Genomic DNA, 16,969 nt, shown 5'->3' on the forward strand with positions numbered 1-16,969 from the left:
ATCGTGCTGGCCTGTGCCAGCCGTAATATGGATATTGCTGCATGTCGATCGCCTATACCATTACTACCAGCGAACCGGTAAATCAGCAGATTTACCGTTATCTGCGCAAAGATATTGTCACCTGCGCAATTCAGCCAGGTTCGCTGCTCTCTGAAAAAGAGGTCTCCGCACGCTTCAACGTTTCGCGCCAGCCGGTGCGTGAAGCGTTCATTAAGCTGGCTGAAGCCGGACTGGTACAGGTATTGCCGCAGCGCGGCACCTTCGTGCGCAAAATCTCCGCTAAGCGTGTCGCGGATGGCCGTTTTATCCGTGAGGCGGTGGAAGTGTCGGTAGTGCGGCGGGCAGCGTTGGAGATTGACGATCCTGCTCTGATGGCGCTGGAACACAATCTGCAGTTGCAGCGCATGGCCGCCGGACGGCATGACAGCCAGGCTTTCCTCACTCTGGATGATGAATTTCATCGCCTGATCGCTGAAAGCATTGACTGCAAGCTTGCCTGGGAGACGGTGGAAAACATAAAAGCGGCAATGGACCGGGTGCGGTTTCTGACGCTGAGTGAAGTCTCACCACCGGAGAGGCTGATTGAGCAACATGAAGAGATTTTTGCCGCGCTGAAGCGCCATGATGCCGATGCCGCCGAAGCAGCGATGCGCCGTCACCTGCAGGAGATGATCTTCTCAATTACCCCGATTGCCGAACGTAACAGCGCCTGGTTTGAAGCCCCCTGAAACTGCCCGCACCGCCTGAATACCAGGTCGATGCGGGCCTTCGCCTTTACCACCATTGGTGAAAATGGTGCACCGGTCCAATCCCCTTCCCGACCTCCAGCGAATCCGCCTGTAACAGCGCCTGCTGCAACCAGTTTTTCGCTTCCTCAATCGTCTCTGCCCAGTCATTATGGCGCGGACGTAACGCGGCTAAGGCGGCCGACAGCGTGCAGCCGGTGCCGTGCGTATGACGGGTATGCACACGTGGCGTGCTGAATCGCTGTTCCGCTGAGTGAGTAATCAGCCAGTCCGGACTTTCCGCCGCCGCCAGATGACCGCCCTTCATCAGCACCGCCTGACAGCCGAGTGCCAGCAAGGCCCGTCCCTGCTCGCGCATCTCCGCCTCATCGGTGGCAATAGCGCAATCCAGCAATGCCGCCGCTTCCGGCAGATTTGGCGTGATCAGCGACGCCTGTGGTAATAACTGCTTGCGTACGCTGGCCACGGCGTCTGGCGAGAGCAGCGCATCGCCACTTTTCGCGACCATCACCGTATCCAGCACCACGAACGGGATCTCAGCACGCCTCAGCCGGGCCGCAACCTGCTCCACGATGGCCGTTTCAGACAGCATGCCGATTTTTGCGCTGTCGATGCGCACGTCATCCAGTACCGAATCGAGCTGGGCGGCAACAAAGTTCGGTTCAATGCGATAAACCGACTGCACGCCCTGCGTGTTCTGCGCCACCAGTGCGGTAATCACGCTGGTGCCGTAGGCGCCCAGGGCAGAGAAAGTTTTCAGATCGGCCTGAATGCCTGCGCCACCGCTGGGATCGGTACCGGCAATCGTCAGAGCATTAATGCGCTTCATGCTCCACCTCCAGCGTCCAGAGTGCATCAATAAATGCTGTGGCAAAGCTGCCCGGCCCGGCTGCCTGCGCCGCTGCCTTTTCCCCCGCCAGGGCCATGACCTGACAGGCTGCCGCCACGTTCATCAGCCGATCGCCCGGCAGAGCACTGAATCCCGCCACTACGGCAGAGAGCGCGCAGCCGGTTCCGACCACCCGCGTCATTAACGGACTTCCTCCGGTTATGGCGAGGATTCGCTGACCGTCGGTGGCATAGTCCACTTCGCCGGTGACAATGACCAGCGTGTGCCAGGTCTCAGCGAGTTGCTGTGCCGCATCGAGTGCTGCATCCGCCTGATGCAGCGTATCAACACCGCGCCCGCCACTGGCCTGCTGCGCCAGCGCCAGAATCTCTGACGCATTACCGCGGATCACCGCCGGTTGCTGGCTGAGCAGCTGCTGACAGAAGTCACTGCGCAGTGTCAGCGCGCCGACGGCGACCGGATCGAGTGTCCAGGGAGTACCCGCCTCACAGGCGGCGCTCACAGCAGCCTGCATCGCCTGCTGACGCTCACAGGTTAAGGTGCCGACGTTAATCAGTAACGCATCGGCAAAGCGGCTGAACTGTGCCGCTTCGTCAGCATCGATCACCATTGCCGGTGAGGCATTGAGTGCCAGCAGGACATTGGCAGTGAAATTCTGGACCACGTCATTGGTCATGCAGTGCACCAGCGGTGACTGACGGCGGAAAGTGTGCAGAACGGGCGCGAAGTGCGCGGCAGAAAGGTGTTGAGATTGATGTGTCATCGTTGCTCCCAACCGGCGAACAAGAAGGCGAATGCGGTCAGGCATCAGACTTCCCTACGCTGGCATTATCCAGATCAGGTAATACGGGTATTTCTCAGCCTTCACAAAGAAGGGCACCCCGAGTCGTGTTACGGCTTGCAGCATAGGCAAGGCGTACCGTTAAAGCAAGCCTGGAAAATAATCGGAACTGGAACAATTCACATGATCCCGATCAACTCTCAGCAGTACAAAAAAAGGCTTAATGCTGCGGGTTATCGGGATACCTCTTTATAGGTAGCCCTGTTTATTACCCTGACGGGTAATATTTCCCGCAGGGATTCTGGTGACCCTATAATAATTAACCTGCCGGCAGCATCATCGTAAAAAACATTTTATTTCAGTGAGTTAATAAACTTCTGGAGCGGAACTTCATACTATTCAGGATGTATGATGCGATTATCAGCGCTTATTCCTCACCGCCATCGATGGCAGGATATTATTATTGAACGCCGGGGTGCTATCGCGCCAAATGGCAGATCTTATCTTTCCACCTATATTTCCGCGCACTGTGGGGGCTGCGGCGAAATCATTCATCGCGTCTATTATCGCGATATCAGTGACCAGCAGGCACGCCGCTGGTTAGGCTAGCGTCCCTGCTGCGCTCAATCCGGACACCGTTATAGTTAACAGTTAGTTAGCAATTTGTTAGTCTGGTAACTAATCATCGTCTGACCAGACTTTCCCTATGCCACTGCTGTTTGAAAGCCTTAGCCATCAAATTTATCTGTCAGCTCCGCTGTTTATCCTGATTTTGCTGGGATACTGCCTGACGCGCCTCGGAAAATGGCCCGCCAGCATCAGTGAAGGGATGAACCGTTTTGTGTTTAACGTCGCGCTGCCCTGCATGCTGTTTCGGGTGATGAGCACCTTCTCGCAAAGTCCGCCGGTGGATGCGCGCCTGCTCCTGGCCTTCTTCGGCAGTTGCCTGCTGGTATTTATCGTGGGAAGAGTGCTGGCAACAAGGCTGTTTAATCTGGATGGCGTGGCGGCTTCGGTCTTTGCGCTGGGTGGCATCTTTTCTAATAACGTGATGCTGGGGATCCCGGTAGCTACGGTGCTGCTCGGGCCAGAAGCCCTGCCCCCGGTGGTGCTGGTACTGGTGTTTAACAGCCTGATCCTCTGGACCTTACTCACCGTTTCGGTCGAATGGGCGAAACAGGGCAGCTTCTCGCTGCAAGGCGTGTGGCACACCCTGACTGGCGTGCTGAAGAATCCGCTGATCATCGGCATTCTCAGCGGGACCGCCTGGAGTTTTCTGCAGCGTCCTTTGCCAATGCTCGCCGCGGAACCGTTAAAGATGCTGGCTTCACTGGCCGCGCCCCTGTCGCTGGTCACGCTGGGCATGAGCCTGGCGCACTATCGGGTGCGGGACGGACTTAAAGAGAGCTATACCATCTGCCTGCTGAAGCTGATACTGCAGCCGATGACGGTATGGGCGATTGCCTGGCTGACCGGCTTGCCGCCGCTGGAGAGTAAAGTGGTGGTATTGCTGGGCTCGATGGCGGTCGGAGTTAACGTCTATCTGATGTCGCAGAAGTTCAATGTCATTCCTGGCCCGGCGGCGGCGAGTATGCTCTTTTCTACGGTATTTGCGGCGGTGACGACGCCAGTATGGATGATGCTGATGACGCTGGCGGGCTATTAATAAAAAAGCCCTTCAGCATGGATGCTGAAGGGCTGTTGTCTGGCTGACGAAACGTTATTCAGCAGACTTAGTGCGGATCAGATAGTCAAACGCGCTCAGTGAGGCTTTGGCACCTTCGCCGCTGGCGATGATGATCTGCTTGTACGGCACGGTGGTGCAGTCACCCGCTGCGAACACGCCTTTCAGGCTGGTTTCGCATTTACCGTCGATGATGATCTCACCCATTTTGTTGCGCTCAACCGCGCCTTCCAGCCATGGGGTGTTCGGCAGCAGACCGATCTGAACGAAGATACCGGAGAGCGGCAGCTCGTGCGTGGTCTGCGTCGTACGGTCAATATAGTGCAGGCCGGTCACTTTGGTGCCGTCGCCTTTCACTTCGGTGGTCTGCGCGTTCAGGATCACATCAACATTCTTCAGGCTGCGCAGTTTATCCTGCAGCACCTGGTCAGCACGCATCTCACCAGCAAACTCCAGCAGCGTAACGTGTTCAACGATACCCGCCAGGTCAATAGCCGCTTCAACACCGGAGTTACCGCCGCCGATCACCGCCGTGCGCTTGCCTTTGAACAGCGGGCCATCGCAGTGCGGGCAGTAGGTCACGCCTTTGGTGCGGTACTCTTCTTCACCCGGCACACCCATGTTGCGCCAGCGTGCGCCGGTCGCCAGGATGATGCTGCGTGATTTCAGTACTGCGCCGGAGGCGGTCTCGATGGCGTGCAGTCCGCCCTCTTTCGCCGCCGGAATCAGTTTGATGGCGCTCTGGCTTTCGATGACGTCCACGTTGTAATCATCAACGTGTGCGCGCAGTGCACCTGCCAGCTTTGCCCCTTCGGTTTTCGGCACGGAGATGTAGTTTTCGATATCCACCGTGTCCAGCACCTGGCCGCCAAAACGCTCGCCCAGCAGACCGGTACGGATACCTTTACGTGCTGAGTAGACCGCTGCCGCTGCGCCCGCCGGGCCGCTGCCGATAATCAGGACTTCGTAGGCGTCACGCTTGTTCAGCTCTTCCGCTGCGCGTTTATCGGCGTTGGTGTCTACTTTGCTGACGATTTCGGCCAGGCTCATGCGGCCCTGACCAAACTCTTTACCGTTGAGGTAAACCGCTGGCACGCCCATCACGTTGCGTTCCTGAATCTCATTCTGGAACAGGCCGCCGTCGATAGCGGTGTGGCTGATGCGCGGGTTAATCACCGCCATCAGGTTCAGCGCCTGAACCACGTCAGGGCAGTTATGGCATGAGAGTGAATAATAAGTTTCGAAATGGAAGTCACTGTCCAGCGCCGCGATCTGATCCAGCAGGCTCTGTGCTTCTTTCGACGGATGCCCACCGGTCTGTAACAGTGCCAGCACCAGTGAGGTAAATTCGTGACCCAGTGGAGAACCGGCAAAACGCGGGCCGCTATTCGAACCTGGGTTAGTGATCAGAAACGAAGGCTTACGCACCTGACGATCGTTCTCTTCGCGGAAGCTGACTTTGTCAGACAGGCCGGCGATATCAACCAACAGTTCACGGATCTCGGTTGATTTTGCACCCTCATCCAGGGTGGCGATCAACTCAACAGGTTTGGTTAATTTCTCAAGGTAGGCCTTGAGCTGCGTCTTCAAATTTGTGTCGAGCATAGTGATATCCTGGTCAAAAAATCGGGTGCCGCAGCACCCGATTGGAGAATGATCGAAAGGGCGAAGCGGAATTAGATTTTGCCAACCAGGTCCAGGGACGGAGCCAGTGTTGCATCACCTTCTTTCCATTTAGCCGGGCACACTTCACCTGGGTGAGAAGCCACGTACTGAGCCGCTTTCACTTTGCGCAGCAGGTCAGAGGCGTCACGGCCAATGCCTTCAGCAGTGATTTCGATAGCCTGGATAACGCCTTGCGGGTCAACGATGAACGTACCACGGTCAGCCAGACCTTCGTCTTCACGCATGATTTCGAAGTTACGGGTCAGCGCGCCAGTCGGGTCACCGATCATCGCGTACTGAATTTTCGCGATGGTGTCTGAAGAACCGTGCCAGGCTTTGTGGGTAAAGTGGGTGTCGGTAGAAACAGAGTAGATATCTACGCCCAGTTTCTGGAATTCTTCGTAGTGGTCAGCCACGTCGCCCAGTTCGGTCGGGCAGACGAAGGTGAAGTCAGCTGGATAGAAGAAGAACACACTCCATTTACCTTCAACGTCTTTCTCGGTTACGTCGATGAATTCGCCGTTTTTGAATGCTGCGTTTTTGAACGGCTTGATTTTGGTATTGATAATAGACATCTGTGGCCTCCGTTAAAATATGTGATGCAGGTTACATAATTTTCGGGCCAACATCTAATACGCGGTCGTTATCAATCTGATAAACGAAAGCTATCAAACGCTGAGAGCCTGATGCTCTCTGGCCCGGCTGGCAGTGTACAGCGATTTTCGTGACATTTAACCCGCTTTATCTTTTCGCCCGTCTTCGCGAATCACTGCTAGTTTTGTAAGACAAGATGATAAGGGAGCTGACCTGTGGAGATTCGTCCGTTTACGGAAGCCGATCGTCCTTTCCTGCGTACGCTGTTTCTGGCGGCGCGGCGACACAACTGGCGCTGGCTCGACGGCAGCGAGTGGCAGCTGGAAGATTTTGATGGGGTCATTCTGGGGGAAACCGTGCTGGTCGCGGAAGCTGAGGGACAGCGCGTCGGATTTGCGGGGCTGCTGGAAAACGACAACTTCCTGCATAGCCTTTATGTCGATCCCGACTGGCAGGGACGGGGCGTGGGCAGCGCTTTACTTGAAGCCGTTGAAGCTCGCTTTACCTCAACCGGCGCGCTGAAGTGCCTGCAGAAGAACAAAGCGGCGCAGGCCTTTTATCTGCAACATGGCTGGAGGATGATTTCACAGGGCGAAGGCGAGCACGGCGGCTACGTGTTGATGCACTACCCGCTGGCCTCACACTATGCCAGCGGGTCGGGTCGGGCTTAAAGCGCGCGGAAGGCGATGTCGCCGGGGATCACGTCGCCCTGCCAGTAAAGCTGAGCCGCAACGCGTCCGGCCAGCTGGCGATAGAGCGCGGTAAACTCGCTGTCGGGACGGCGAATTACCGTCGGTTCACCTTCATCAAGATCTTCACGCAAATCGATGTGCAGCGGCAGCTGGGCCAGCAGTTGCGTGTGGTAATCCTCCACCAGTTTCTGCGCGCCACCGGTGCCAAAGATGGGCTCGTGGAAGCCACACTGACTGCAGATATGCAGGCTCATATTTTCCACCACGCCCAGCACCGGCACATTGACCTTTTCAAACATCACCAGCCCTTTGCGGGCATCAATCAGGGCGATGTCCTGCGGCGTGGTCACTACCAGCGCGCCGGTGACCGGCACGTTCTGCGCCAGCGTCAGCTGAATGTCGCCGGTGCCGGGCGGCATATCCAGCACCAGATAATCCAGCTCCGGCCAGAGCGTTTCGTTGAGCAGCTGCATCAGTGCTTTGCTGGCCATCGGCCCGCGCCACACCATCGCATTGTCGTCTGTCACCAGATAGCCGATGGAGTTTGTGGCTAGCCCGTGAGCCATGATCGGTGCCATATGAGTGCCATCCGGCGAGGTCGGGCGTTGGTCCTGGGTGCCGAGCATGTTCGGCACTGACGGACCATAGATATCGGCGTCCAGAATCCCGACCCGAGCGCCTTCTGCTGCCAGCGCCAGTGCCATGTTCACGGCGGTGCTGGATTTACCGACGCCGCCTTTGCCGGAGCTGACCGCAATAATGTTTTTGACGCCGTTCACACCCGGCTGGTTTTTCACCCGCTTCAGGGTGGCAATATCGTGGCTGAGCCGCCAGTCGATGGCACTGGCGCCGGTCTGACGCAGCAGGTCGGCGCTGACCTGCTCTTTGAGGTCGTCGAACCCGCTGGCCCAGGCAAACGGCATCAGCAGTTCCACATGCAGCGTTCCATCCAGCTGCGCCACATGATGCAACGCCTTCAGGGCGGTGAGATTCTGCTTAAGGGTCGGATGCTCAAAGCTTCTCAATACGCCGGCCACGATGGCGCGCAGGCCCTCTGGCGTATGCGGTTCCCGGGATTGTACTGTCATCCCCTGCTCCTTATTTCTGCTGTGCTTACGCTGTGTTTCAGCGATGTATTGTCAATGATATCAGATGCTCGTGGATCTGCGGCGACTGGCAGGGGTGAATCCCTTGTGTTTACGCAGGAGAAGCCTTCAGTTACCATCTAAGCCCGTTTTTTCAATCAACAGAAAGCTACGCAAACTATGACTCAAGTCGCTAAAAAAATTCTGGTAACGTGCGCACTGCCTTACGCGAACGGATCAATCCATCTCGGCCACATGCTCGAGCATATCCAGGCAGACATTTGGGTGCGTTATCAGCGAATGCGTGGCAATCAGGTTTACTTCATCTGCGCCGATGATGCGCATGGCACGCCGATCATGCTCAAAGCTCAGCAGCTAGGCATTGCACCGGAGCAGATGATTGCAGAGATGAAAAGCGAGCATGAAGCCGACTTTGCCGGTTTCAACGTCAGCTATGACAACTATCATTCGACTCACGGCGACGAAAACCGTGAGCTGTCTGCACTGATTTACGGCCGTCTGAAAGAGAACGGTTTTATTAAGAACCGCACCATCTCGCAGCTTTACGATCCGGAAAAAGGGATGTTCCTGCCGGACCGTTTTGTGAAAGGCACCTGCCCGAAATGTAAATCGCCTGACCAGTATGGCGACAACTGTGAAGTCTGCAGCGCGACCTACAGCCCGACCGAGCTGATCGATCCGAAATCCGTGGTATCCGGTGCGACGCCAGTCCTGCGCGACTCCGAGCACTTCTTCTTTGATCTGCCGTCTTTCAGCGCCATGCTGCAGGCCTGGACCCGCTCCGGTGCGCTGCAGGATCAGGTGGCGAACAAGATGCAGGAGTGGTTTGAATCGGGCCTGCAGCAGTGGGATATCTCCCGCGATGCGCCCTATTTCGGCTTTGAAATTCCGGACGCGCCAGGCAAATATTTCTACGTCTGGCTGGATGCGCCTATCGGTTACATGGGCTCGTTCAAAAACCTGTGTGACAAGCGTGGCGACATCGACTTCGACGAATTCTGGCGTAAAGACTCGACGACCGAGCTGTATCACTTCATTGGTAAAGATATCGTCTACTTCCACAGCCTGTTCTGGCCAGCGATGCTGGAAGGCAGCAACTTCCGCAAGCCAAACAACCTGTTTGTACACGGCTATGTCACCGTCAACGGTGCCAAGATGTCGAAGTCGCGCGGCACCTTTATTAAGGCCAGCACCTGGCTGCAGCATCTGGATGCCGACAGCCTGCGTTACTACTACGCGGCAAAACTCTCTTCACGTATCGACGATATCGACCTGAATCTGGAAGATTTCGTCCAGCGCGTGAATGCTGACATCGTTAACAAAGTGGTTAACCTGGCGTCACGTAACGCGGGCTTTATCACCAAACGCTTTGACGGCAAACTGGCAGCAGAGCTGGCCGATCCGGCGCTCTACCAGACCTTCGTTGATGCGTCAGAAAAGATTGGTGACGCGTGGGCAGCACGCGAATACAGCCGTGCTATCCGTGAAATCATGGCGCTGGCTGACCTGGCGAACCGTTATGTCGATGAACAGGCTCCGTGGGTGGTGGCGAAGCAGGAAGGCCGCGATGCCGATCTGCAGGCTATCTGCTCAATGGGTATTAACCTGTTCCGCATTCTGATGACCTGGCTGAAGCCGGTACTGCCATCACTGAGCGCCCGTGCAGAAGGCTTCCTCAACTGTGAACTGAGCTGGGATGCAATTGCGCAGCCGCTGCTGGATCATCAGGTTGCGCCGTTCAAAGCGCTCTACAGCCGCATTGAAATGGCGAAAGTCGAAGGACTGATTGAGGCTTCGAAAGAGGATGCCGCTGCCGCCAGTGCACCGGCCGCCACGGGCCCGTTAGCCGATGCGCCGATCGGTGAAACCATCACCATTGATGATTTCGCCAAAGTCGATATGCGCGTCGCGCTAATTGAGCAGGCGGAACTGGTGGAAGGTTCGGACAAGCTGCTGCGTCTGCAACTTGACCTGGGCGGCGAGAAGCGTCAGATCTTCTCAGGTATTCGTGCCGCCTATCCTGATCCCGCCGTGCTGGTCGGTAAAATGACCATTATCGTGGCTAACCTGGCGCCGCGTAAAATGCGCTTTGGTATCTCTGAAGGCATGGTGCTGTCAGCGGGTCCGGGCGGCAAAGATCTGTTCGTACTCTCCGTCGACAGCGGTGCTGTACCGGGTATGCCGGTTAAGTAATCGCCTGCCGACGCTCAACAGGTTAAGCGCAGTGCCGTTCTGAACCCTTCGCGCCGTATCACTGGCGCGAAGGGTTATTTTTCCCCTTCGCATTCTCACCGCTACTGCCCCGCTTCCTTCTGCTGAAACGCTTTGCCCGTTGCTGCTACTCCGCGGCATAAATGTGATCGCTAGCACGCTAAGCGGTTAATGCGTATGATGAAGCTCAGTGAAAACAGGAGCCTGCCATGCTCACCGTGCTGTCTGTCTGCGGACAATATCTTCGCGCCTTTATCATCATTTATCTCTGCTTATACGCTGGCATCGGCATCGCTTCGCTGCTGCCTATTAAGCTGCCTGGCAGCATCCTGGGAATGCTCATTCTGTTCGCCCTGCTGGCATCGCAGATCCTGCCGGTGAGCTGGGTAAAACCGGGCTGTCATCTGCTGATTCGCTATATGGCGCTGCTGTTTGTGCCAATCAGCGTCGGGGTGATGAGCTACACCGATATCCTCTCCGCACAGTTTGGCCCGATTGTTGTCTCCTGTGTGGTCAGTACTTTCCTGGTGCTTTCTATTGTCGGCGTCAGCGCCCACCAGCTTCACAGCCGCCGTCCAGCCGGAGAGTCAGCCGATGAGTGACATGTGGTGGTCACTGCCACTGACCCTGGCGGTTTTTTTTCTGGCGCGCAAGCTGGCGATACGACTGAAAATCTCGCTGCTTAATCCGCTGCTGGTCGCGATGGCGATCATTATCCCGATACTGCTGCTGTTGCAGCTTCCTTACTCGCGCTATTTCGCCGGTAGCCAGATTCTTAATCAGCTGCTGCAACCGGCGGTGGTGGCGCTGGCACTGCCGCTGTATGAGCAGATGCATCAGATTCGTGCCCGCTGGAAATCGATTATTGGCGTCTGCTTTATCGGCAGCCTGACCGCCATGATCTCAGGCACCGCCATTGCCCTGTGGATGGGTGCCACACCCGAAATTGCCGCCACCATCGTGCCTAAATCCGTGACCACGCCCATCGCGATGGCCGTCTCCGGCTCGCTGCACGGCATCCCCGCCATCAGCGCTATCTGCGTGCTGATTGCGGGTGTACTGGGGGCGGTATTCGGACACACGGTGCTGAATCTGCTGGGCGTGAAATCGAAAGCAGCGCGTGGACTGGCAATTGGCAATGCGTCGCATGCGCTGGGCACCGCGCGTGCCGCGGAACTTGACTATCAGGAAGGGGCATTCAGCTCTCTGGCGCTGGTGGTCTGCGGCATCATCACCTCCCTGCTGGCACCCTTTATTTTTCCGCTGCTGATGCACTGGTTTGGCTGAAAGTTTGCGAGAGATCTCGCAAAGTTGAAACATGCAACACAGGTTACATTGTCAGAGCGATGTGGATCACATATAAACCGGTGACTGGCACATCGCCCTGCTGAATTTAATGAGGCTCACATGCACTCCCGTTTCCTCTCTGCTTTTGAGGCACTGCCGTCAACGCTGCAAACTGCACTCGCTCCCCTGCTGGACGATCCTGACTTCCACGCGGTACTCAGCGCCGACCAGGTCGCCGCACTGCAGCAACAGACGCAGATGGATGCCGATACGCTGGCGCTGACGCTGCTGCCGCTGGCGGCGTCCTGCGCCGTTGCCACCGTCTCCCATTTCAACGTCGGGGCGATTGCCCGTGGCGTCAGCGGCAACTGGTACTTCGGCGCTAACATGGAATTTGTCGGCACGCCGATGCAGCAGACGGTTCACGCTGAGCAGAGCGCCATTACCCATGCATGGCTGCGCGGCGAGCGCCAGCTTGAGACCATCACCGTTAATTACACGCCGTGCGGTCACTGCCGTCAGTTTATGAATGAACTGAACAGCGGCACCAGCATTCGCCTCAGCCTGCCGCAGCGTGCCACCAGCACCCTGGCCGATTATCTGCCGGATGCCTTTGGCCCGCGCGATCTCAACATCACCACCTTCCTGATGGACGAAGTAGATCACGGCTATGTGGCCGAAGGCGATGAGCTGGTGCAGGCTGCGGTTGCCGCCGCCAATGCCAGCCACGCGCCCTACAGCCAGTCACACGCCGGTGTTGCGCTGCTGACCGCGGATGACAAGATTGTGGCTGGTCGTTATGCGGAAAATGCCGCGTTTAACCCGAGCTTCCCACCGCTTCAGGCTGCACTGGTCCTGCTGAACATGCAGGGCGGCGATGTTCGTCAGATAAAAAAAGCGGTTTTAGCCGAAGTAGAAAATGCCACGTTAAGCCAGTTCGCCGCCACGCAGGCGACGCTTGAGACATTTGGTTGCGGTGAGCTGCTGCAGGTGACGCTGAACAAAGCATAACCCGCTGTCAGAGAGGCCACAGTTTTGTGAGCTTTTATTAACAAACGCTGTACTTCTGTGGGAAATTTCATAGGATCTGGCGCCAGAATTCACGTCATTACAAATTACTCTGAATAATTCAGGTTGCAGGATAGCAGCACGGTCGTGACTGTTTCTGCAGTGGTTACCTTGCCGCTGCCGGACCTGCAGTCTGAGCTATAACGGGTGAGAAAACTGGCGCTACCTTTCCGGCGTGACGCCAGACAACACTGCAACCGGAGCATTACCGCATGGAACTCGACTACGAAAGTAAACGCCCGCTGTACATTCCTTATGCTGGCCCGATTTTGCTGGAATTTCCCCTGCTGAACAAAGGCAGCGCCTTTAGCATCGAAGAACGTAACGAATTCAACCTTAACGGTCTGCTGCCAGAAGCGGTGGAATCGATTGAAGAGCAGGCGCAGCGTGCCTGGCGTCAGTTCCAGGACTTCAAAAACAATAACGATAAGCATGTCTACCTGCGTAACATCCAGGACACTAACGAAACGCTGTTCTACCGCCTGCTGGATAACCATCTTGAAGAGATGATGCCCATCATCTATACCCCCACCGTCGGCGCAGCCTGCGAACACTTCTCTGAAATCTACCGTCGTGCGCGTGGCGTATTCATCTCCTACCCTAACCGCGACCGCATCGAAGATATGCTGCAAAACGCCACCAAGCAGAATGTGAAGGTGATTGTGGTGACCGATGGCGAGCGCATCCTGGGCCTGGGCGATCAGGGCATCGGTGGGATGGGTATTCCGATTGGTAAGCTGTCACTCTATACCGCCTGTGGCGGCATCAGCCCGGCTTACACCCTGCCGGTGGTGCTGGATGTCGGCACCAATAACCAGCAACTGCTGAACGATCCGCTCTATATGGGCTGGCGTCATCCGCGCATTACCGGCGAAGAGTACGACGAGTTCGTGAACGAATTTATTCAGGCCGTTAAGCGCCGCTGGCCGAAAGTGCTGTTGCAGTTTGAAGATTTCGCCCAGAAGAATGCCATGCCGCTGCTGAACCGCTATCGGGATGAAGTCTGCTGCTTTAACGATGATATTCAGGGCACCGCCGCCGTTACTGTCGGCACGCTGATTGCCGCCAGCCGCGCAGCCGGTAGCCGCCTGTGCGAACAGAAAGTGGTGTTCCTGGGTGCCGGTTCTGCGGGTTGTGGTATCGCTGAACAGATCATCGCGCAGATGAAATCAGAAGGTCTGAGCGACGCGGAAGCCCGTGGCCGGGTGATGATGGTAGATCGCTTTGGTCTGCTGACGGACAAGCTGCCTAACCTGCTCGATTTCCAGAGCAAGCTGGTGCAGAAGAGCGAAAGCCTGCAGCACTGGGATGTGACCAATGATGCAATCTCGCTGCTGGATGTGGTGCGTAATGCTCAGCCCGATATTCTGATTGGTGTTTCCGGCCAGCCGGGTCTGTTCACCGAAGAGATCATCCGTGAGATGCACAAGCACTGTAAGCGCCCTATCGTGATGCCGCTGTCGAACCCGACATCACGCGTGGAAGCGACGCCAGCCGATATTATCGCCTGGACTGACGGTGCTGCGCTGGTCGCAACCGGCAGCCCGTTCTCGCCGGTGAGCTGGAATGGTAAAACTTACCCGATTGCGCAGTGCAATAACTCGTACATCTTCCCGGGCATTGGTCTGGGTGTGATTGCCGCAGGTGCCAGCCGTGTTACCGATACGATGCTAATGACCGCCAGCCGCGCGCTCGCCGACTGCTCTCCGCTGGTGAACGAAGGCGAAGGCCCGGTGCTGCCTGAGATTAAAGATATTCAGGGCGTGTCGAAAATCATTGCGATGGAAGTGGGTAAAGCCGCTCAGCTGGCCGGTGTCGCCGTGGTGACCTCAGAAGATGTGTTGTCACAGGCTATCGCCAACAACTTCTGGCTGCCGCAGTATCGTCACTATCGTCGTACCTCGATTTAATCTTCCCGCTGCCGGATCGCCCTTGATCCGGCAGTGTTCAAAAAGAGTACAGCCAGCCGGCAGTAACTTGCTTCGCTGCGGCTGCTCAAGTAGCCTTGTCCCATCTCAACATTCTGACATCGAGTCTCCAGGCGCATGCTGAAACGCGTTCTCATTGGTCTGCTTTTCATCATCTTACTGATGGTGGCAACGGCGCTCGGCCTTGATCGCTGGATCAGCTGGAAAACTGCGCCTTTTATCTACGAAAATGTTGCCTCATTGCCGCATCGTCAGGTGGGCGTGGTACTGGGTACAGCTAAATATTATCGTACCGGCGTCATTAATCAGTATTACCTCTATCGTATGCAGGGTGCGCTGAATGCCTATAACAGTGGCAAAGTGAATTATCTGCTGCTCAGCGGTGATAACGCGCTGCAAAGCTATAACGAGCCGATGACGATGCGCCGCGATCTTATCAAAGCTGGTGTTGATCCAGCTGATATCGTGCTCGATTATGCCGGGTTCCGGACGCTGGATTCGATTGTGCGCACCCGCAAAGTGTTTGATACCAACGACTTCATTATTATCACGCAACGCTTCCACTGTGAGCGCGCGCTGTTTATCGCCCTGCAGCTGGGTATTCAGGCGCAGTGTTATGCGGTGCCTTCACCGAAAAACATGCTGAGCGTGCGCTTCCGTGAAGTGGGTGCCCGGCTGGGCGCACTGGCGGATCTCTTTGTGCTCAAGCGTGAACCCCGTTTCTTAGGCCCGCTGGTGCCGATTCCCGCCGTACACGATGTCCCTGAGGATGCACAGAGTTACCCGGCGGTGACGCCGGAGCAGCTGCTGGAGCTGGAACAGAAGCTGCGGAAATAAATCTTCGATTAAGAGGGGGGCTAGTGCAGTGCCAGCCAGGCATGCGCTAGCTCAGGGAGCATACGCCTTCCGCAAAGACACAAAGGTCGCCATCCCTGGCAGGCTCAGCGCGGGCGATTACGCACCTCATCCCTGAGGTGCGCCCGTAAACGTGCCAACGCTTTGCGTTGTTCAAAAACGCTCCCGGCGTTTTTGTCCATGGCCCGCGATGCTTTGCTGCAGGCGTACGCTCCCATCGTTTTAAGTGGGTGAGTCGTCTGTTTGAATTCCCTGAGGCTTAGGCGAATCTAACAGCAATAAAAAAGCCTGAAGCGCAGGGAACACGGTCAGAAGAGGAAAGCGTCCCGCGCCAGGGACGGCGCGGGCCGAGCGTGCCATGGATGGCGGCTTTTGCGTCTTTCCGATCTGACCGTGTTCCCTTCGCATACTCCGTCTCAAATCAACGCTCCCAGCACTCACCCCCATAAAAAAAGCGACCCGAAGGTCGCTTTTTTAGCGTTGAATCAGTCTTACTTCTTACGTGAATATTTCAGTGAATCCAGCGCCACGGCGAAGATGATGATGCCGCCCTTAATGATGTACTGCCAGTATGGGTTGACGCCGATATAGGTCAGACCGTAGTTGATAACGGTGAAGATCAGTACACCGGTCACTACGCCTGCCACGCTACCCACACCACCGGCGAAGGAGACGCCGCCGACCACACAGGCCGCAATTGCATCCAGCTCATACATAAAGCCGAGGTTATTGGTGGCAGAACCGATACGACCGGCTTCAAGCATCCCGCCAAAGGCGTAGAACACACCTGACAGGGCATAAATCATGATCAGGTTCAAAGGCACGTTCACGCCTGACACTTTCGCCGCTTCAGGGTTACCGCCGATAGCAAAAATGTTTTTACCGAAGCGGGTTTTGTTCCACAGAATCCAGACGAAAATAATGGCAATCACGGCATAGAACGTGATGAATGAGAGTTTAAAATCACCAAAGCGTAAGAAGCCCTGAGTAAATTTCGAGAACCCTGCATCAAAACCGGCAATCGGCGAGGCACCCACAAAGTCGTAATAGAGTGAGTTGATACCGTAAACGATAATCATGGTGCCCAGCGTGGTGATAAATGGCGTTACTTTCAGGTAAGCAATAATCACACCGTTGACCAGACCAATCACACCGCCGATGATGCACACGGTCAGGATAACCAGTGGAATCGGCACCGTATCCAGCGTCGGGAAGACTTTGTTCGCGTTATCCATCGCCTGCAACAGCGTTGCGGCAACGACCGCCGCTAAGCCGACCTGACGTCCGGCTGACAGGTCAGTACCCTGGGTCACAATCAGACCCGCCACACCCAGTGCAATAATAATGCGCACCGAAGATTGGGTCAGAATATTACTCAGGTTCATTAAACTTAAAAAAGTCGGGTCCTGGAAAATAATAATAGCCAGCAATACCAGCAGAACGACATAAATGCCGCCCTCTTTTAACCAGGTTAGCGCATTCTTTTTTGTAGTCGCTTTCAT

At 56.1% G+C, this 16,969-nt stretch carries 16 protein-coding genes and 1 riboswitch; of the genes, 10 read left to right on the plus strand and 6 right to left on the minus strand.

Going from position 1 to position 16,969, the window contains the following annotated elements; genetic code table 11:
• Positions 1-41 precede the first annotated feature (41 nt).
• Positions 42-728: a GntR family transcriptional regulator gene (locus tag BY447_RS04525; RefSeq protein ID WP_095706891.1), complete on the plus strand. Its 687-nt coding sequence runs from the start codon at positions 42-44 to the stop codon at positions 726-728.
• 46 nt (positions 729-774) lie between these two features.
• On the opposite strand, the gene thiD is transcribed toward BY447_RS04525, so the two are convergent.
• Positions 775-1,575, minus strand: a complete 801-nt coding sequence (thiD, locus tag BY447_RS04530; protein ID WP_110330640.1) for a bifunctional hydroxymethylpyrimidine kinase/phosphomethylpyrimidine kinase — start codon at positions 1,573-1,575, stop codon at positions 775-777.
• On the minus strand, positions 1,562-2,359 hold the full coding sequence (thiM, locus tag BY447_RS04535) for a hydroxyethylthiazole kinase (RefSeq protein WP_110330641.1): 798 nt from the start codon (positions 2,357-2,359) through the stop codon (positions 1,562-1,564). Before thiM ends, thiD begins: the two co-directional genes overlap by 14 nt.
• A gap of 34 nt (positions 2,360-2,393) precedes the next feature.
• Positions 2,394-2,490, minus strand: a riboswitch (TPP riboswitch).
• Between the two features lie 298 nt (positions 2,491-2,788).
• Between thiM and BY447_RS04540 the strand changes: the two genes are divergently transcribed.
• Positions 2,789-2,986 carry a hypothetical protein gene (locus BY447_RS04540; protein WP_110330642.1) on the plus strand — a complete coding sequence of 66 codons (198 nt, stop codon included), beginning with the start codon at positions 2,789-2,791 and terminating at the stop codon, positions 2,984-2,986.
• Between the two features lie 97 nt (positions 2,987-3,083).
• A complete protein-coding gene (locus tag BY447_RS04545; protein WP_110330643.1) occupies positions 3,084-4,043 on the plus strand; it encodes an AEC family transporter in 960 nt (319 codons plus the stop codon).
• 54 nt (positions 4,044-4,097) lie between these two features.
• Here the strand turns inward: BY447_RS04545 and ahpF are convergent, their stop codons facing one another.
• The gene (ahpF, locus tag BY447_RS04550) at positions 4,098-5,666 is read right to left on the minus strand and encodes an alkyl hydroperoxide reductase subunit F (protein WP_095706887.1); all 1,569 of its coding nucleotides are present in this window, start codon (positions 5,664-5,666) and stop codon (positions 4,098-4,100) included.
• A 71-nt stretch (positions 5,667-5,737) separates the two neighbouring features.
• Positions 5,738-6,301: an alkyl hydroperoxide reductase subunit C gene (gene ahpC, locus BY447_RS04555; RefSeq protein WP_110330644.1), complete on the minus strand. Its 564-nt coding sequence runs from the start codon at positions 6,299-6,301 to the stop codon at positions 5,738-5,740.
• A gap of 234 nt (positions 6,302-6,535) precedes the next feature.
• Here ahpC and BY447_RS04560 point away from each other — a divergent pair, with 234 nt between their 5' ends.
• The gene (locus tag BY447_RS04560; RefSeq protein ID WP_110330645.1) at positions 6,536-6,991 is read left to right on the plus strand and encodes a GNAT family N-acetyltransferase; all 456 of its coding nucleotides are present in this window, start codon (positions 6,536-6,538) and stop codon (positions 6,989-6,991) included.
• Here the strand turns inward: BY447_RS04560 and apbC are convergent.
• Complete coding sequence (gene apbC / locus BY447_RS04565; protein ID WP_110330646.1) at positions 6,988-8,100, minus strand: iron-sulfur cluster carrier protein ApbC; 1,113 nt, start codon at positions 8,098-8,100, stop codon at positions 6,988-6,990. The genes BY447_RS04560 and apbC overlap by 4 nt on opposite strands.
• Positions 8,101-8,277: 177 nt before the next feature.
• Between apbC and metG the strand changes: the two genes are divergently transcribed.
• From metG to sanA, 6 genes are all read left to right on the plus strand, one after another.
• Entirely contained in the window at positions 8,278-10,311 is a 2,034-nt protein-coding gene (gene metG / locus BY447_RS04570; protein ID WP_095706885.1) for a methionine--tRNA ligase, read from the plus strand.
• Positions 10,312-10,538: 227 nt separating this feature from the next.
• Positions 10,539-10,931, plus strand: coding sequence for a CidA/LrgA family protein (locus BY447_RS04575; RefSeq protein ID WP_013358500.1), 393 nt, complete (start codon positions 10,539-10,541; stop codon positions 10,929-10,931).
• Positions 10,924-11,616, plus strand: coding sequence for a CidB/LrgB family autolysis modulator (locus BY447_RS04580; protein WP_110330647.1), 693 nt, complete (start codon positions 10,924-10,926; stop codon positions 11,614-11,616). Before BY447_RS04575 ends, BY447_RS04580 begins: the two co-directional genes overlap by 8 nt.
• A gap of 120 nt (positions 11,617-11,736) precedes the next feature.
• Complete coding sequence (cdd, locus tag BY447_RS04585) at positions 11,737-12,627, plus strand: cytidine deaminase (protein ID WP_110330648.1); 891 nt, start codon at positions 11,737-11,739, stop codon at positions 12,625-12,627.
• Positions 12,628-12,896: 269 nt separating this feature from the next.
• Positions 12,897-14,594: an NAD-dependent malic enzyme gene (locus BY447_RS04590; RefSeq protein WP_013358503.1), complete on the plus strand. Its 1,698-nt coding sequence runs from the start codon at positions 12,897-12,899 to the stop codon at positions 14,592-14,594.
• A gap of 135 nt (positions 14,595-14,729) precedes the next feature.
• Positions 14,730-15,449, plus strand: coding sequence for an outer membrane permeability protein SanA (sanA, locus tag BY447_RS04595; protein WP_110330649.1), 720 nt, complete (start codon positions 14,730-14,732; stop codon positions 15,447-15,449).
• 509 nt (positions 15,450-15,958) lie between these two features.
• Here sanA and mglC read toward each other — a convergent pair.
• Positions 15,959-16,969: a galactose/methyl galactoside ABC transporter permease MglC gene (mglC, locus tag BY447_RS04600; RefSeq protein ID WP_013358506.1), complete on the minus strand. Its 1,011-nt coding sequence runs from the start codon at positions 16,967-16,969 to the stop codon at positions 15,959-15,961.

The sequence above is a fragment of the Pantoea sp. JKS000250 genome, assembly GCF_003201065.1.
Taxonomy (GTDB): Bacteria; Pseudomonadota; Gammaproteobacteria; order Enterobacterales; family Enterobacteriaceae; genus Pantoea; species Pantoea vagans.

Excerpts from the sequence above, each read along its gene's own strand:
- cdd (WP_110330648.1), top strand. The coding sequence starts at position 11,737 with ATGCACTCCCGTTTCCTCTCTGCTTTTGAGGCACTGCCGTCAACGCTG.
- ahpF (WP_095706887.1), bottom strand. The coding sequence starts at position 5,666 with ATGCTCGACACAAATTTGAAGACGCAGCTCAAGGCCTACCTTGAGAAA.
- apbC (WP_110330646.1), bottom strand. The coding sequence starts at position 8,100 with ATGACAGTACAATCCCGGGAACCGCATACGCCAGAGGGCCTGCGCGCC.
- BY447_RS04540 (WP_110330642.1), top strand. The coding sequence starts at position 2,789 with ATGCGATTATCAGCGCTTATTCCTCACCGCCATCGATGGCAGGATATT.
- BY447_RS04580 (WP_110330647.1), top strand. The coding sequence starts at position 10,924 with ATGAGTGACATGTGGTGGTCACTGCCACTGACCCTGGCGGTTTTTTTT.
- mglC (WP_013358506.1), bottom strand. The coding sequence starts at position 16,969 with ATGAAAGCGACTACAAAAAAGAATGCGCTAACCTGGTTAAAAGAGGGC.
- BY447_RS04590 (WP_013358503.1), top strand. The coding sequence starts at position 12,897 with ATGGAACTCGACTACGAAAGTAAACGCCCGCTGTACATTCCTTATGCT.
- thiD (WP_110330640.1), bottom strand. The coding sequence starts at position 1,575 with ATGAAGCGCATTAATGCTCTGACGATTGCCGGTACCGATCCCAGCGGT.
- thiM (WP_110330641.1), bottom strand. The coding sequence starts at position 2,359 with ATGACACATCAATCTCAACACCTTTCTGCCGCGCACTTCGCGCCCGTT.
- BY447_RS04525 (WP_095706891.1), top strand. The coding sequence starts at position 42 with ATGTCGATCGCCTATACCATTACTACCAGCGAACCGGTAAATCAGCAG.
- ahpC (WP_110330644.1), bottom strand. The coding sequence starts at position 6,301 with ATGTCTATTATCAATACCAAAATCAAGCCGTTCAAAAACGCAGCATTC.
- BY447_RS04545 (WP_110330643.1), top strand. The coding sequence starts at position 3,084 with ATGCCACTGCTGTTTGAAAGCCTTAGCCATCAAATTTATCTGTCAGCT.
- BY447_RS04575 (WP_013358500.1), top strand. The coding sequence starts at position 10,539 with ATGCTCACCGTGCTGTCTGTCTGCGGACAATATCTTCGCGCCTTTATC.
- sanA (WP_110330649.1), top strand. The coding sequence starts at position 14,730 with ATGCTGAAACGCGTTCTCATTGGTCTGCTTTTCATCATCTTACTGATG.
- metG (WP_095706885.1), top strand. The coding sequence starts at position 8,278 with ATGACTCAAGTCGCTAAAAAAATTCTGGTAACGTGCGCACTGCCTTAC.